Origin of the sequence: Streptomyces sp. TRM64462 (assembly GCF_013362995.1) — a bacterium.
Classification (GTDB): Bacteria; Actinomycetota; Actinomycetes; order Streptomycetales; family Streptomycetaceae; genus Streptomyces.
Window position 1 is genome coordinate 1 of record NZ_JABWDV010000402.1, and the last position, 15,689, is coordinate 15,689.

A 15,689-nucleotide genomic window follows, 5' to 3' on the forward strand; every position below is an offset into this window, starting at 1 on the left:
GGGGCCGGGCCCGCCGCCAGGAAGGCCGAGGCGGTCATCACCATCAGGTCCACGTACAGGCCCGCCAGCATCAGCAGGTCGTCGCGCCGCCAGCCGCGCGACTCCGGCAGGCGGGCCAGTTCGTCGGCCACCTCGCTCGCGAAGCGGTCCAGTTGGCCGCCGATCGCGTCCCGCACCGCCCGTACGCCGCCGTGCCGTTCGCGGACCAGGAACCGCACGTGCGCCGGGAAGTCCCGTACGAGCGCGGCGATCAGCTCCACCGTCCCCGCGATCCGCTCCTCGCTGCCCCCGGTCGTCGCGAGCGTCGTACGGATCGGGCCGTGCAGGCTGCCCAGCGTCTCGTCCACCAGCGCGACGCCGAGGTCCGCCGTGTCACGGAAGTGCCGGTAGAACGCGGTCGGCGCGATCCCCACCGCGCGTGTCACCTCCCGCAGGCCCAGGCTGCTGAGGCTCTGGTCCTCCAGCAGCGCGAGAGCCGCGTCCAGCAGCGCCTGACGGGTCTTCTGCTTCTGCGCCCGGCGTACTCCGCTCGTCGCTCCCGGCGTGTGACTCATGCCATGCAGTAAACAACTGTTCTCCGAACGGATCCAGTGCTCGCACGCCCTAGACTGATGAGTCAGTGCACAGTTGTCAGCTCAATTCGTCCGAGAGGCAACCCGATGCTCTTCCTCGTCGCCGCCCTGCTCCTCCTGGGCACCCTGCTCGGCACCGCCGCCCTCGCTCCGGTCCCCGTCACGGCCGCCGCGGCCACCGTCATCGCCGCCTGGCTCGTCGCCTTCGCCGCCCGCGAACGCCTCGCCCGCAAGCGCCGCACCAGCTGAGGAGCCCTCACGCCATGGAACTCACCGCCCGCAGCGCACCCCGCGAGGCCCGGCACGAAGCCCGGAACGAAGCCCGGAACGAAGCCCGGCGCGAAGCCCGTCGCGACGCCGACGGGATGGCCGTCGCCGCCTTCGTCCTCGGCCTCGTCGGCCTCGTCGTCTTCAACATCGTCCTCGGCCCCGTCGCCATCGGCCTCGCCCTCCTCGCCCTGCGCGCCCGCACCGCACGGCGCGGCCGCGCCCTCCTCGGCCTCGCCCTCGGCGTCGCCGACCTCACCGTCCTCGCCGTGCTCGTCCACCTCAACGGCACCGTCTCCTGGAGCCTCGGCTAGGCCGCGTCGCGCCCCGCGTGCGCCCCGCGTCCCAGCGCCCGGCGAAGAGCCTGATACGCGCCCGCCGCCGACCCGCCCCCGCCTCGTAGAATCGGGGCACCATGGCTTACCTCGACCACGCCGCGACCACTCCGATGCTGCCGGAGGCGATCGAGGCGATGACCCGCCAGCTCGCCGCCACCGGCAACGCGTCCTCCCTCCACGCCGCCGGCCGCCGGGCCCGCCGCACCGTCGAGGAGGCCCGCGAGACGCTCGCCGAAGCGCTCGGGGCCCGCCCCAGCGAGGTCGTGTTCACCTCCGGCGGCACCGAGGCCGACAACCTCGCGGTCAAGGGCCTGTACTGGTCCCGCCGCGCCGCCGACCCGCGCCGCGTACGGATCCTCGCCAGCCCCGTCGAGCACCACGCCGTCCTGGACGCCGTCCACTGGCTCGGCGACCACGAGGGCGCCACCGTCGAGTACCTGCCCGTCGACGCGTACGGCCGCGTACACCCCGACGCCCTGCGCGACGCCATCGCCCGCGACCCCGGAAGCGTCGCCCTCGCCACCGTCATGTGGGCCAACAACGAGATCGGCACCGTCCTGCCGGTCCGCGAACTCGCCGCAGCGGCCCAGGAGTTCGACGTACCCCTGCACTCCGACGCCGTCCAGGCCTTCGGTCAGCTCCCGGTCTCCTTCGCCGACTCCGGGCTCGCCGCCATGACCGTGTCCGGCCACAAGATCGGCGGCCCCTACGGCATCGGCGCGCTCCTCCTCGGCCGCGCCCACAGCCCCGTGCCCGTGCTGCACGGCGGCGGCCAGGAGCGCCACGTACGCTCCGGCACCCTCGACGTCCCGGCCGTCGCCGCCTTCGCCGTCGCCGGGCGCCTCGCCGCCGAGCGCCGCGAGGCGTTCGCCCGCGAGGTCGGCGCCCTGCGCGACGCGCTGATCGACGCCGTCCGCACGGCCGTCCCGGACGCCGTACTCGGCGGCGACCCCGACGACCGGCTCCCCGCCAACGCCCACTTCAGCTTCCCCGGCTGCGAGGGCGACTCGCTGCTGCTCCTGCTGGACGCCCAGGGCATCGAGTGCTCCACCGGCTCCGCCTGCACCGCGGGCGTCGCCCAGCCCAGCCATGTCCTGCTGGCCACCGGAACCGACCCCCGGCTCGCCCGCGGCACGCTCCGCTTCTCGCTCGGCCACACCTCCACGCGCGCGGACGTCGAAGCCGTCGCCAAGGCCATAGGCCCGGCCGTGGAACGCGCCCGGACGGCCGGCCTCAGCTAGCCGCCGCAGCCCCGGCCGAGGACGACGGGGACACCGGGGACGACGGCCCCGGGGTGGCCGGCTTCGCCGCCGCCTCCCGTACGAGCTTGATGTACCGGTCCCAGTCCCAGTGCGGCCCCGGATCCGTGTGGTCCGTGCCCTCCACCTCCACATGGCCGATGAGGTGCTCGCGGTCCACGGGTATGCCGTACCGCGCGCATATGTCCGCCGCCAGCCGCGCCGACGACTCGTACATCGCCGCCGTGAAGTCCTGCGGCCGGTCCACGAAGCCCTCGTGCTCGATGCCGATGCTGCGCTCGTTCATGCCCCGGTTCCCGGCGTGGAACGCCACGTCCAGCTCCCGGATCATCTGCGCGATCCGCCCGTCCTTGCCCACCACGTAGTGCGCGGCCGCCCCGTGCCCCGGGTTCTTGAACACCCGCAGCGCCGTCGCGTAACTGCCCTGCACCACATGGATCACGATGCGGTCGATCCCGAAGTCGTCCGGCCGGTCGGCCCGCCGCCAGTTCGCCCGCGCCGCCGCCGTCCACACCGCGCCCGCGTGATCGAGCTCCCCCTCCACACGCTTCTTCTCCGTGCCGGGCAGCCGCCACCACACGCGCCGCAGCTCGTCCCACCCCAGCGCGACCCCGCCCGCGACGGCGGCGCCGCCACCGATCAGCAGCGCCCGCCGCCCCACCCGCCTGCTCTCATCACTGCCCATGTGACCTTGAACGCTTACTCGGGCGACCGCGGTTCCCGCCGCCCCGTACCCTGGTAGGGCTATGACTGAGACCCCGCCTGAGAACCCCACGCGCCCCCTCCGCGTCCTCGCCGCCATGTCCGGCGGTGTGGACTCCGCCGTCGCCGCCGCCCGTGCCGCCGAGGCGGGTCACGACGTGACGGGCGTACACCTGGCGCTCTCGGCGAACCCGCAGTCCTTCCGCACCGGCGCCCGCGGCTGCTGCACCATCGAGGACTCCCGCGACGCCCGGCGCGCCGCCGACGTCATCGGCATCCCCTTCTACGTGTGGGACCTGGCGGAACGCTTCCGCGAGGACGTCGTCGACGACTTCATCGCCGAGTACGAGGCAGGCCGCACGCCCAACCCGTGCCTGCGCTGCAACGAGAAGATCAAGTTCGCCGCGCTCCTCGACAAGGCCCTCGCCCTCGGCTTCGACGCGGTCTGCACCGGCCACTACGCCAAGGTCGTCCTGCTCGACGACGGCAGCCGCGAACTGCACCGAGCCTCCGACATGGCCAAGGACCAGTCGTACGTCCTCGGCGTCCTGGACGAGAAGCAGCTCGCCCACGCCATGTTCCCGCTGGGCGACACGGTCACGACGAAGGACGAGATCCGTGCCGAGGCCGAGCGCCGCGGCCTGGCCGTGGCGAAGAAGCCGGACAGCCACGACATCTGCTTCATCGCCGACGGCGACACCCAGGGCTTCCTCGCCTCCCGCCTGGGCAAGGCGGAGGGCGACATCGTCGACGAGTCCGGCGCCAGGATCGGCAGCCACGACGGCGCGTACGGCTTCACCATCGGCCAGCGCAAGGGCCTGCGCATCGGCCACCCCGCGCCCGACGGCAAGCCGCGCTACGTCCTGGACATCTCGCCCGTGAACAACACGGTCACCGTGGGCCCCGCCGAGGCCCTCGACGTGGTGGCCCTCACCGCGATCAGGCCCCGCTGGTGCGGCCGCGCCCCCGAGGGGCCCGGCACGTACACCGCCCAGCTCCGCGCCCACGGCGGCGAGACCGAGGTCACGGCGGTCCTGGAGGACGGCGAGCTGAAGGTCGCCTTCACGGAACCGGTCCGCGGCGTGGCCCCCGGCCAGGCGATCGTCCTGTACGACGGCACCCGCGTCGTCGGCTCCGCCACCATCGCCACGACAACCCGCCGCTCCGAGGCCACCACCACGGCCTGACGATCAGGGCACGGAGGCGCCGGGCCGCCGCTCAGCGACCGGCCCGCTCGTCCTCGTCGTAGAAGCAGAAGTGGCCCTCGATCGCGGCGACTTCGGGCTTCGCGTCGGGGTACGCCCACACCGCGTCCGGCCGGCCCGGCAGCGACCAGTAGGACGCCGTGCCCTTGAACGGGCAGTACGTCCGCGTGTCGGACGGCGTCAGCAGCTCCACCCGGACGTCCTCCGGCGGCACATAGAGACGTATCCGGCATCCCGTCTCGCGCAGGGCGAGGGCGCGGTCCGACTCCGCGACGACCTGGCCGTCGCGCACGACGCGGACCGGCTCGCCGGCCGGTTCGACGGTGATGCGGTGCCCCGATGCGGTCATACCCTCCCAACGGACAGCGCCCCGCCCGTGTTCCCCCGTACCGTGGCGCCATGAACATCTGCGTCTTCCTCTCCGCCGCCGACCTCGACGACCGCTACACAGGACCCGCCCGCGAGTTCGCGGAACTGCTCGGCAAGGGCGGTCACACGCTCGTGTGGGGCGGCTCCGACGCCGGACTGATGAAGGTCGTCGCGGACGCCGTCGAGGACTCCGGCGGCCGCCTGTGCGGCGTCTCCGTCGAGTTCCTCCAGCACAAGGCGCGCCCCTCCGCGCACGAGATGGTCGTCACCAAGGACCTGGCCGAGCGCAAGGCGGAGCTGCTCGCGCGCGCCGACGCGATCGTCATCATGGTCGGCGGCACCGGAACGCTCGACGAGGCCACCGAGATCCTGGAACTGAAGAAGCACGGCCTGCACGCCAAGCCGGTCGTCCTGCTCAACACGGCGGGTTTCTACGACGGGTTGAAGGAGCAGTTCCGCCGGATGGAGGCCGAGGGCTTCCTGCCGCTTCCCCTCGCCGACCTGGTGTTCTTCGCCGAGGACGGGGTGTCGGCGCTCGCCTACATCGAGGAGGCGGGCGGCATCCGCTGACCGTGGCGGCCGGATGCGAGGATGGCCCGTATGGCTACACATGTGATCACCGGCGCGGGCTCCGGCATCGGCGCGGCCGTCGCACGGCGGCTCCACGCGCGCGGGGACGACCTCGTCCTGATGGCCCGTGACGCCGGCCGCGCCAAGGAGCTGGCCGGCACCTACCCGGGCGCCCGCACCCTCGTCGGGGACCTCGCCAACCCGGAGCGGCTGTCCTGGGCGTTCTCCCACCAGACGCTTCCCGACCGCGTCGACTCGCTGCTGCACATCGCGGGTGTCGTCGACCTCGGCCCCGTCGGCGAGCTCACCCCGAAGGCCTGGCGGAGCCAGCTCGACGTGAACCTCGTCGCCCCCGCCGAGCTGACCCGGCTGCTCCTGCCGCAGCTCCGCGTCTCGCAGGGGCACGTCCTCTTCGTCAACTCCGGCGCCGGCCTCCACGCCAACGCCGACTGGGCCGCGTACGCCGCCTCCAAGCACGGCCTGAAGGCCCTCGCCGACGCCCTGCGCGCGGAGGAGCACGGCAACGGCGTCCGCGTCACCTCCGTCTACCCCGGCCGCACCGCCAGCCCCATGCAGGCCAAGGTCCACCAGCAGGAGGGCAAGGAGTACGACCCGTCCCGCTGGATCGACCCGGAGTCGGTGGCCACGACCATCCTCATGGCCCTCGACCTGCCCCGCGACGCCGAGGTCAACGACCTGACCGTCCGCCCGGGACGCTAGGTCGTGTCCGGCGGATCATGCCTGGGCCGCGGGGTCACCAACCGCCCAGGCGAAGGTCCCGCGATGCCGGCATGATCCGCCGGACACTCCCTAGGCCGCGCCGTGGCGCCGCCGCGTACCCTTCCCGGGTGAGCGACAACAACCACAGCGACGACATCAGCTGGGGCCCGGCCACCGGGGTCGGGTCGATGCCGGGCGGCGACGCACGCGAGGCCGCCAGGACCGTCACCGGGTCCTTCGAGGACTTCGTCCACCTCCCGGAGCTGCCCGCCCGGGGCCCCGGCGCCGACATGATCGGCCGCACCGTCGGGCTCCTCGTCGAGCTCTACGCGCACGTGGAGCCGAGCGGCTGGCGGATCAGCGACCGGCCCGGGCGCGACACGCGCCGCGCCCGGTCGTGGATGGGCGAGGACCTCGACGCGCTGGAGGAGTTCACGCAGGACTACGACGGCCTGCTGAAGGTGCAGGCCGTGGGCCCGTGGACGCTCGCCGCAGCCCTGGAGATGCGCGGCGGCGAGGCCTCCCTCGGCGACCCCGGCGCCTGCCGTGACCTGGCCGCCTCCCTGGCGGAGGGGCTGCGCGCCCACCTCGCGGAGGTACGGCGCCGGGTGCCCGGCGCCCGCGTCGTCCTCCAGCTCGACGAGCCCTCCCTCACCGCCGTCCTTCAGGGCCGTGTCAAGACCGCCAGCGGCTACCGCACCCACCGGGCCGTCGACCGCCAGGTCGCGGAGAGCGCCCTGCGGGACGTGATCACGGCCGCCGGTGTCCCGGCCGTCGTCCACTCCTGCGCCCCCGGCGTGCCCTTCGCGCTGCTCCGCCGAGCCGGCGCGGCAGCCGTCTCGTTCGATTTCAGCCTGCTCACGGAACGTGACGAAGAGGCGATCGGGGAGGCCGTCGAAGGCGGCACACGGCTCTTCGCCGGTGTGGTGCCCTCCACCGACCGCCCGTTGTCAGACCCTGCCGGTAGCGTCATGGGTGTCAGAACGCTGTGGCGCAGGCTGGGGCTGCGACCGGGGACTCTCGCGGAGTCCCTGGTGATCACTCCCGCCTGCGGGCTCGCGGGCGCCTCGCCCGACTACGCCCGCCGCGCGCTGGCGCACTGTGTGAAGGCGGCGAAGTCCCTCGCGGACAACCCTGAGTAACGGGAGGATCGACGTGGCGGTCGAACAGGACGGTCAGCACGGGCACGGTGGCGACGTGGTGCCGGCGGAGGCGCGCGAGCGCCACGCCCAGCTCGCCGAGCAGGTCGAGGAGCACCGCTTCCGGTACTACGTGAAGGACCAGCCGGTCATCAGCGACGCCGAGTTCGACAAGCTGCTCCGCTCGCTGGAGAAGCTGGAGGACGAGTACGCGGAGCTGCGCACCCCCGACTCGCCCACACAGAAGGTGGCCGGCGCGTACGAGACGGAGTTCACGGCCGTCCAGCACCGCGAGCGGATGCTGTCCCTGGACAACGCCTTCGACGACGAGGAGCTGGCCGCCTGGGCCGAGCGCGTCGCGCGCGACGTCGGCACGCCCGACCACCACTTCCTGTGCGAGCTCAAGGTCGACGGCCTGGCCGTGAACCTCACGTACGAGAAGGGCCGGCTCACCCGCGCGGCGACCCGCGGTGACGGCCGCACCGGTGAGGACATCACCCCCAACGTACGGACGATCTCCGACATCCCGGACCGCCTCAAGGGCGACCACATCCCCGATCTCGTCGAGATCCGCGGCGAGGTCTACTTTCCGATGGAGAAGTTCGAGGAGCTGAACACGCGTCTGGTGGCCGCGGGCGACAAGCCCTTCGCCAACCCGCGCAACGCCGCCGCCGGTTCGCTCCGCCAGAAGGACCCGCGGATCACCGCCACGCGCCCGCTGCACATGGTCGTGCACGGCATCGGCGCGCACACGGGCCTGCACATCGACCGCCTCTCCGAGGCCTACGGCCTGCTGCGCGCGTGGGGCCTGCCGACCGCCCGGCACAACAAGGTCGTGGACGGCCTCGACGGCGTACGGGAGTTCATCGCGTACTTCGGTGAGCACCGGCACTCGGTGGAGCACGAGATCGACGGCGTCGTCGTCAAACTCGACGAGATCCGCCTCCAGGGGCGGCTCGGCTCCACCTCCCGCGCGCCGCGCTGGGCCATCGCGTACAAGTACGCGCCGGAGGAGGTCAACACCAAGCTGATCGACATCCGCGTCGGCGTGGGCCGTACGGGCCGGGTGACGCCGTACGCGCACGTGGAGCCGGTGACCGTGGCCGGCTCCGAGGTGGAGTTCGCGACGCTCCACAACCAGGACGTGGTGAAGGCCAAGGGCGTCCTCATCGGCGACACCGTCGTGCTGCGCAAGGCCGGCGACGTCATCCCGGAGATCCTCGGCCCCGTCGTGGACCTGCGGGACGGCAGCGAGCGCGAGTTCGTCATGCCGGCGCAGTGCCCCGAGTGCGGGACGAAACTGAAGCCCATGAAGGAGGGCGACGTAGACCTGCGCTGCCCCAACAGCCGCACCTGCCCCGCCCAGCTGCGGGAACGGCTGTTCTACCTCGGCGGGCGCAGGGCGTTCGACATCGAGAACTTCGGATACGTGGCGGCCGCCGCGCTCACGCGGCCGCTGGAGCCGGCCGAGCCGCCGATCGTCGACGAGGGCGACCTGTTCGACCTGGACCCCGAGAAGCTGCGGCACATCAAGGCGTACGTCCTGGACCAGGACAGCGGCCTGCCCAAGCGCGACCCCAAGACCGGCGAGGAGAAGGTCGTCACGGTCTTCGCCAACCAGAAGGGCGAGCTGAAGAAGAACGCCCAGGCGATGCTGCGGAACATCGAGGAGGCCAAGCAGCGCCCCCTCGCCCGGGTCCTGACGGCCCTGTCGATCCGCCACGTCGGGCCGGTCGCGGCCGAGGCGCTCGCCCGAGAATTCCGCTCCGTCGACCGCATCGAACAGGCCACCGAGGAGGAGCTGGCCGCCGTCGAGGGCGTCGGCGGGGTCATCGCCGCCTCGCTCAAGCAGTGGTTCGCGGAGGACTGGCACCGCGAGATCCTGCGCAAATGGCGGGCCGCCGGCGTCCGGATGGAGGAGGAGAGCACCGGCGAGGAAGAGGGCCCGCGCCCCCTGGAGGGGCTCACGGTCGTCGTGACCGGCACGCTGCAGAACTACACACGGGACGGCGCGAAAGAAGCGCTCCAGAGCCAGGGAGCCAAGGTGACCGGTTCCGTTTCCAAGAAGACGTCCTTCGTGGTGGTCGGTGAGAACCCGGGCTCCAAGTACGACAAGGCCATGCAGGCGAAGGTTCCGGTTCTCGACGAGGACGGCTTCGTCGTCCTGCTGGAACAGGGCCCCGACGCCGCCCGCGAAGCAGCCCTGGCAGCCGAACCGGCCGAACCGGCCGAACAGTAGCGCGGGAAACGGCCGGAAAATGTCACCCGTTCAGCGCATACCAGATGGATAAGGGTGGCCGGGTCGCATTCGGGCAAGAGCTGTAGAGCGCTGCCCGTGGAAGCCTTCCGCGGCCTACTGTTGAGACGTGCGCCTGTCGTGCACGGCTGCGTTGGGGCATTCCAGTCGTGGTGGCATGACAACAGGCCATCACGAGGCAACGGCACCGCCGGCTGTGAGAGGGACGGAATGAAACCGACCGAGAGTGCCGACCCGGTCGCACGGGCGCGTCCGTACGCGGCCGTCACGGCGGCCTGCGCGGGCCTCGTCGCCCGCCTGCCCGTCATCGTCGTGACTCTCGCCGGAGTCGCCCTCACGACCGGCTTCTACCAGGCCGTGGACAACGGGCACGCGCTCTTCCCCGGCGGCACCACCGGCTGGTCCCTCGCCGTCCTCACCGGCATCGTCGTCGGCCATCTCGTCGCACTCGGCCGCGACCGCTGGTGGGGCGGCACCGGCTCCGGCGCCGCCCTCACGCTCGCCGTGCTCCTGCTGTACGGGTGGGTGCCCGCGGGCCTGGTCAGCCTCGCCGTCGTCGTCCTCGTCGGCGCCGCCCGCAGGCACCGCTGGCGGCAGGGCCTCCTGCACGGCGCCGCCGACGTCCTCGGCATCGGCGCCGCCGCACTCGTCCTCGCCGCCTTCGGCGACGTCCCGTCCGTCGAACGGCCCTGGGAACCCCTCGAATGGGGGATCGCCGCCGTACCGGAGGTCGCGCTCGCCGCCGGCACCTACCTGGTGGTGACCCGGCTGGTCCTGTGGTACACGCTGGCCCCGCCCTCCGGCGGTCTGCCCACCGCCGCCCGCACCGCACTCCTCCGCCAGGGCCTCGTCGCCGTCGCCCTGCTCGGCATCGCACCGCTCATCTGCGTCGTCGCCGTCTCCCTGCCCGTGCTGCTGCCGCTGTTCGCGGTCCCTTTAATCGCCCTCGACTCCACGCTGTGGATCGCCCGCGCCCGCGCCGAGGAACAGCTCCGCGACCCGCTCACGGGGCTCCCCAACCGGCAGTGGCTCCTCGAACGCACCTGGACCGCCCTGGAGGCCGCCGAGGCCGACGGCGTCCGCACCGCGCTCGTCCTGATCGACCTCGACCGTTTCCGGTCGGTCAACGACACCCTCGGCCACCTGGCGGGCGACCGGCTGCTCCTCCAGATCGCCGAGCGGCTCCGCCTCGCCCTGCCCCGCGGCGCCGAGGCCGCGCGCCTCGGCGGCGACGAGTTCGCCGTGCTCCTCCCCACCGCCGACTCCACCACCAGCGCCCAGCGCGTCGCCCGGCACCTCGCCGCCGAGCTGTCGTCGCCGCTCGACCTCGACGGGCTCACGCTCGTCCTGGAGGCCAGCGCGGGCGTCGCAGTCTTCCCCGACCACGCCCTCGACGCCGAGGGCCTGCTCCAGCGCGCCGACGTCGCCATGTACCAGGCGAAGCGGGACCGCACGGGCGTCGAGGTGTACGAGTCCAAGCGCGACTCCAACACCCCCGACCGGCTCGGCCTCCTCGGCGACCTGCGGCGCGCACTCGACGCCGGCGAGGTCGAACTGCACTACCAGCCGAAGGTCCGCTTCGACGGGCACGTCGCCGGGCTGGAGGCGCTGGTGCGCTGGGTCCACCCGGAGCGCGGCAAGGTGCCGCCGGACGAGTTCATCGCCATCGCCGAGTCCTCCGGGCTGATGCCGCACCTCACCGAGTACGTCCTGGAGACGGCCCTGGGGCAGGTCGCCCGGTGGCGTGCCCAGGGGCTCGACGTGCCGGTCGCGGTGAACGTGTCGCCGCGCGACGTCCACAGCCCCGGGTTCGCGGGCGCCGTCGCGGCGCGGCTCGCGCGGCACGGGGTACCGGCGGGGGCCCTCCAGCTGGAGATAACGGAACACGTCCTGCTGGAGGACCCGCAGCGAGCCGCGGACACCCTCGCGGGGCTCACCGGGCACGGCGTGAAGATGTCCCTGGACGACTTCGGCACCGGCTACTCGTCGCTGGTGCATCTGCGGCGGCTGCCCGTGAGCGAACTGAAGATCGACCGGTCGTTCGTCGCCCGCCTCGCGGTGGACACGGAGGACGCCGAGATCGTGCGCTGCACCGTCGACCTCGCCCACTCGCTGGGCCTTCTCGTCGTCGCCGAGGGCGTGGAGGACGACGAGACGTGGGAGCGGCTGCGGGACCTGGGCTGCGACGCCGTCCAGGGCTGGCTGGTCGCGGCCGCGATGCCGCCGGGCGAGACCACGGCGTGGCTCCGCGCCCGCGGCGAACGCGGCTGGCACCGCCCGGCCGCGGCACTGCCGCCGTCCCCGTCGGACGAGCCGTCGGGCCAGACGGTCACGTAGGAGGGTGCGGGCCCGGAGTGGAGCCGTCAGGCCCGGCGGGCCGTTCCGCTGTGCCCACCCGTTCCGCCCTTGGCGGAACGCATGCCCACAGCGAAACGGCGGCACCGTGCGCGCAGCGGGACGCGGCGTGCGGAGGTGGGCGGTCCCCGGGGGCAAACCGTTTCACGGGCATGGGGCCGGGCCCCATAGGATTGGGCCAAAATCCACACACTCACCCCTGAGGATCGCTGCATGCCTGGCATCACGCGCGAGGAGGTCGCCCACCTCGCCCGGCTGGCACGTCTGGAGCTGTCCGGCGACGAGCTCGACCACTTCGCCGGACAGCTCGACGACATCATCGGCGCGGTCGCCCGCGTCTCCGAGGTCGCCGACCAAGACGTCCCGCCGACCTCCCACCCGCTGCCGCTGACGAACGTCATGCGCGCGGACGAGGTCCGTTCATCGCTCACCCCCGAGCAGGCGCTCTCCGGTGCCCCTGCCCAGGAGCAGCAGCGTTTCAAGGTGCCGCAGATCCTGGGGGAGGACTGACCGACATGACGGACAGCACCATCATCAAGCTCACCGCCGCCGAGATCGCGGCGAAGATCGCCTCCGGCGAGCTCACCGCCGTCGAGGTCGCCGAGGCCCACCTCGCGCGCATCGCCGCCGTCGACGAGAAGGTCAACGCCTTCCTGCACATCGACCGCGAAGGCGCACTCGCCCAGGCCCGCGCCGTCGACGAGAAGCGCGAGCGCGGCGAGAAGCTCGGCCCGCTCGCGGGCGTGCCGCTCGCCCTCAAGGACATCTTCACCACCCAGGACATGCCGACCACCGTCGGCTCCAAGATCCTCGAAGGCTGGCGCCCGCCGTACGACGCGACGCTCGTCAAGAAACTGCGCGCCGCCGACATCGTCATCCTCGGCAAGACCAACATGGACGAGTTCGCCATGGGGTCCAGCACCGAGAACAGCGCCTACGGCCCGACCGGCAACCCCTGGGACCTCACCCGGATCCCCGGCGGCTCCGGCGGCGGCTCGTCCGCCGCGCTCGCCGCGTACGAGGCCCCGCTCGCCATCGGCACCGACACGGGCGGCTCCATCCGCCAGCCCGCCGCCGTCACCGGCACGGTCGGCGTCAAGCCGACCTACGGCGGCGTGTCCCGGTACGGCATGGTGGCGTTCTCCTCCTCCCTCGACCAGGGCGGCCCCTGCGCCCGTACGGTCCTCGACGCGGCCCTCCTGCACGAGGCCATCGCCGGCCACGACCCGATGGACTCCACGTCCATCGACGCGCCCGTCCCGCCGGTCGTCGAGGCCGCCCGCAACGGCAGCGTCCAGGGCATGCGGGTCGGTGTCGTCAAGCAGTTCCGCGGCGAGGGCTACCAGGCCGGCGTCCTCCAGCGGTTCGACGAGTCCGTCGAGCTGCTGAAGGAGCTGGGCGCCGAGATCGTCGAGCTGGACTGCCCGTCCTTCGACCTCGCGCTCTCCGCGTACTACCTGATCGCACCGTCCGAGTGCTCCTCCAACCTCGCCCGCTTCGACGGCCTGCGCTACGGCCTGCGGACCGGCGACGACGGCACGCGCTCCGCCGAGGAGGTCACCTCGCTCACCCGCGAGGCCGGCTTCGGCGACGAGGTCAAGCGCCGCATCATGCTCGGCACGTACGCCCTCAGCTCCGGCTACTACGACGCGTACTACGGCTCCGCGCAGAAGGTCCGCACGCTCATCACGCGCGACTTCGAGAAGGCCTTCGAGCAGGTCGACGTCATCGTCTCGCCGACGACGCCCACCACCGCCTTCCCGATCGGCGAGCGCGCCGACGACCCGATGGCCATGTACCTGGCCGACCTCTGCACCATCCCGACCAACCTGGCCGGCAACGCCGCCATGTCGCTTCCGTGCGGCCTCGCGCCCGAGGACAGGCTGCCGGTCGGCCTGCAGATCATCGCCCCCGCCCTGAAGGACGACCGCCTCTACAAGGTGGGCGCCGCCGTCGAGGCCGCCTTCGTGGCACGCTGGGGCCACCCGCTCCTTGAGGAGGCTCCGTCGCTGTGAGCGCACTGACCAAGGCCAAGGGCTTCAAGAAGTCGAAGACCGGTACCTACCTGTCCATCGGCACCACCGCGTTCGGCGCGCTGAGCGTGATCAAGCAGGCCCGCAAGGCCCGCTCCGAGCACGACACGCTGCAGCTCGTGGACGCCGTCGTGTCCGCCGCTGCCATCGTCACCGGCCTCGCCATCCTGGTGCGCGAGCTGAAGCGCATCGGTGACGACGACGTCCTGTTCGGCTGAGAGGGAAAGTTTCACCGTGACCGTCACGCCTGACCTGGTGTCGTACGAGGACGCCCTCGCCACCTTCGAGCCCGTCATGGGCCTGGAGGTGCACGTCGAACTCGGCACCAAGACCAAGATGTTCTGCGGCTGCTCCACCGAGCTGGGCGCGGACCCGAACACCCAGACCTGCCCGGTCTGCCTCGGCATGCCCGGCGCGCTCCCGGTCGTCAACGCGACCGGCGTCGAGTCCGCCATCAAGATCGGCCTCGCCCTGAACTGCGAGATCGCCGAATGGTGCCGCTTCGCCCGGAAGAATTACTTCTATCCGGACATGCCGAAGAACTTCCAGACCTCCCAGTACGACGAGCCCATCGCCTTCAACGGCTACCTGGACGTCCAGCTGGAGGACGGGGAGGTCTTCCGCGTCGAGATCGAGCGCGCCCACATGGAGGAGGACACCGGCAAGTCGACCCACGTCGGCGGCGCCACCGGCCGTATCCACGGCGCACAGCACTCCCTCCTCGACTACAACCGAGCGGGCATCCCGCTCATCGAGATCGTCACCAAGCCGATCGTCGGCGCCGGCGACCGGGCCCCCGAGGTCGCCAAGGCGTACGTCGCCGAGCTGCGCGCCCTCATCCGCGCCCTCGGCGTGTCCGAGGCCCGTATGGAGATGGGCCAGATGCGCTGCGACGTGAACCTGTCGCTGCGCCCCATCGGCACGGAGAAGTTCGGCACCCGCAGCGAGACCAAGAACGTCAACTCGCTCCGGTCCGTCGAGCGGGCCGTCCGCTACGAGATCCAGCGGCACGCCGCGGTCCTCGTCGGCGGCGGCACGATCATCCAGGAGACCCGCCACTTCCACGAGGACGACGGTTCGACCACGTCCGGCCGTGTGAAGGAGGAGGCCGAGGACTACCGGTACTTCCCGGAGCCCGACCTGGTGCCGGTCGCCCCGTCCCGCGAGTGGGTCGAGAAGCTCCGCGCCGACCTGCCCGAGCTGCCGCGCCTGCGCCGCAACCGGCTGCGCGAGGAGTGGGGCATCTCGGCGCTCGACATGCAGTCCATCCTCAACGCCGGCGCCATCGACCTGATCGTCGCCACGATCGACGCGGGCGCCCCGGCCGACCAGGCCCGCAAGTGGTGGATGGGCGAGCTGTCCCGGCAGGCCAACGAGTCCGGCACGGCCCTGGACGAGCTGGCGATCACGCCGGCGCAGGTCGCCCGGGTCACCGAGCTCGTCGCGTCCGGCGACCTCAACGACAAGCTGGCCCGCCAGGTCATCGAGGGCGTGCTGGCCGGTGAGGGCGACCCGGACACGGTCGTCGAGAAGCGCGGCCTGAAGGTCGTGTCCGACGAGGGCGCGCTGGGCGCCGCCGTTGACGAGGCCATCGCGGGCAACGCGGCCATCGCGGACAAGATCCGCGGCGGCAAGGTCGCGGCGGCGGGCGCGCTCGTCGGCGCGGTGATGAAGGCCACCCGTGGCCAGGCGGACGCGGCGCGCGTGCGCGAGCTGATCCTGGAGAAGCTGGGCGTCAGCGAGGGCTGAGACCCCGTACGCATGAGGGCGGTGCACCGGACTCCGGCGCACCGCCCTCGGTGCTTCCCGCGCCGCCGTGCTTCCCGCGCCTCCATCCGGAGCTGTGAGTAAGCCCACGAAAGGGGCAAAGGATCTCTTTTCGCTGTCAGAGTTCTGCCCATAG

Annotated in this window: 16 protein-coding genes; 13 read left to right on the forward strand and 3 right to left on the reverse strand. The window is 72.3% G+C overall.

The window, feature by feature from the left end:
• Window positions 1-554: TetR family transcriptional regulator (locus HTZ82_RS23915; protein WP_175411483.1), on the reverse strand; the 554-nt coding region annotated here is incomplete at its 3' end.
• Between the two features lie 105 nt (window positions 555-659).
• On the opposite strand from HTZ82_RS23915, the gene HTZ82_RS23920 reads away from it, so the two are divergent.
• From HTZ82_RS23920 to HTZ82_RS23930, 3 genes are all read left to right on the forward strand, one after another.
• Window positions 660-821 carry a hypothetical protein gene (locus HTZ82_RS23920; protein WP_175411484.1) on the forward strand — a complete coding sequence of 54 codons (162 nt, stop codon included), beginning with the start codon at window positions 660-662 and terminating at the stop codon, window positions 819-821.
• A gap of 14 nt (window positions 822-835) precedes the next feature.
• Window positions 836-1,153, forward strand: coding sequence for a DUF4190 domain-containing protein (locus tag HTZ82_RS23925; protein ID WP_175411485.1), 318 nt, complete (start codon window positions 836-838; stop codon window positions 1,151-1,153).
• Window positions 1,154-1,254: 101 nt separating this feature from the next.
• On the forward strand, window positions 1,255-2,418 hold the full coding sequence (locus HTZ82_RS23930; RefSeq protein WP_175411486.1) for a cysteine desulfurase family protein: 1,164 nt from the start codon (window positions 1,255-1,257) through the stop codon (window positions 2,416-2,418).
• Here HTZ82_RS23930 and HTZ82_RS23935 read toward each other — a convergent pair.
• A complete protein-coding gene (locus HTZ82_RS23935) occupies window positions 2,411-3,121 on the reverse strand; it encodes an N-acetylmuramoyl-L-alanine amidase (protein WP_175411487.1) in 711 nt (236 codons plus the stop codon). The two genes, HTZ82_RS23930 and HTZ82_RS23935, sit on opposite strands and share 8 nt — an antisense overlap.
• A 61-nt stretch (window positions 3,122-3,182) precedes the next feature.
• On the opposite strand from HTZ82_RS23935, the gene mnmA reads away from it, so the two are divergent.
• The gene (gene mnmA / locus HTZ82_RS23940) at window positions 3,183-4,325 is read left to right on the forward strand and encodes a tRNA 2-thiouridine(34) synthase MnmA (RefSeq protein ID WP_175411488.1); all 1,143 of its coding nucleotides are present in this window, start codon (window positions 3,183-3,185) and stop codon (window positions 4,323-4,325) included.
• Window positions 4,326-4,356: 31 nt separating this feature from the next.
• Here mnmA and HTZ82_RS23945 read toward each other — a convergent pair whose 3' ends face one another.
• Window positions 4,357-4,692: a DUF427 domain-containing protein gene (locus HTZ82_RS23945; RefSeq protein WP_175411489.1), complete on the reverse strand. Its 336-nt coding sequence runs from the start codon at window positions 4,690-4,692 to the stop codon at window positions 4,357-4,359.
• Window positions 4,693-4,742: 50 nt separating this feature from the next.
• Between HTZ82_RS23945 and HTZ82_RS23950 the strand changes: the two genes are divergently transcribed.
• The 9 genes from HTZ82_RS23950 to gatB all read left to right on the forward strand — a co-directional run bounded on the left by HTZ82_RS23950 (window position 4,743) and on the right by gatB (window position 15,535).
• Complete coding sequence (locus tag HTZ82_RS23950) at window positions 4,743-5,282, forward strand: TIGR00730 family Rossman fold protein (protein WP_175411490.1); 540 nt, start codon at window positions 4,743-4,745, stop codon at window positions 5,280-5,282.
• A gap of 30 nt (window positions 5,283-5,312) precedes the next feature.
• On the forward strand, window positions 5,313-6,002 hold the full coding sequence (locus tag HTZ82_RS23955; protein ID WP_175411491.1) for an SDR family oxidoreductase: 690 nt from the start codon (window positions 5,313-5,315) through the stop codon (window positions 6,000-6,002).
• A gap of 128 nt (window positions 6,003-6,130) precedes the next feature.
• A complete protein-coding gene (locus HTZ82_RS23960) occupies window positions 6,131-7,144 on the forward strand; it encodes a methionine synthase (protein WP_175411492.1) in 1,014 nt (337 codons plus the stop codon).
• Window positions 7,145-7,157: 13 nt separating this feature from the next.
• Window positions 7,158-9,380: an NAD-dependent DNA ligase LigA gene (gene ligA, locus HTZ82_RS23965; RefSeq protein WP_309235653.1), complete on the forward strand. Its 2,223-nt coding sequence runs from the start codon at window positions 7,158-7,160 to the stop codon at window positions 9,378-9,380.
• A gap of 228 nt (window positions 9,381-9,608) precedes the next feature.
• The gene (locus tag HTZ82_RS23970) at window positions 9,609-11,735 is read left to right on the forward strand and encodes a bifunctional diguanylate cyclase/phosphodiesterase (protein WP_175411493.1); all 2,127 of its coding nucleotides are present in this window, start codon (window positions 9,609-9,611) and stop codon (window positions 11,733-11,735) included.
• A gap of 231 nt (window positions 11,736-11,966) precedes the next feature.
• Window positions 11,967-12,263 (forward strand): Asp-tRNA(Asn)/Glu-tRNA(Gln) amidotransferase subunit GatC, encoded by a 297-nt coding sequence (gene gatC, locus HTZ82_RS23975; protein ID WP_175411494.1) that lies wholly within the window; start codon window positions 11,967-11,969, stop codon window positions 12,261-12,263.
• Between the two features lie 5 nt (window positions 12,264-12,268).
• Complete coding sequence (gatA, locus tag HTZ82_RS23980; RefSeq protein ID WP_375540854.1) at window positions 12,269-13,768, forward strand: Asp-tRNA(Asn)/Glu-tRNA(Gln) amidotransferase subunit GatA; 1,500 nt, start codon at window positions 12,269-12,271, stop codon at window positions 13,766-13,768.
• Window positions 13,765-14,004 (forward strand): hypothetical protein, encoded by a 240-nt coding sequence (locus HTZ82_RS23985; protein WP_175411495.1) that lies wholly within the window; start codon window positions 13,765-13,767, stop codon window positions 14,002-14,004. Before gatA ends, HTZ82_RS23985 begins: the two co-directional genes overlap by 4 nt.
• Window positions 14,005-14,020: 16 nt before the next feature.
• The gene (gene gatB, locus HTZ82_RS23990) at window positions 14,021-15,535 is read left to right on the forward strand and encodes an Asp-tRNA(Asn)/Glu-tRNA(Gln) amidotransferase subunit GatB (RefSeq protein ID WP_175411496.1); all 1,515 of its coding nucleotides are present in this window, start codon (window positions 14,021-14,023) and stop codon (window positions 15,533-15,535) included.
• Window positions 15,536-15,689: the final 154 nt, after the last annotated feature.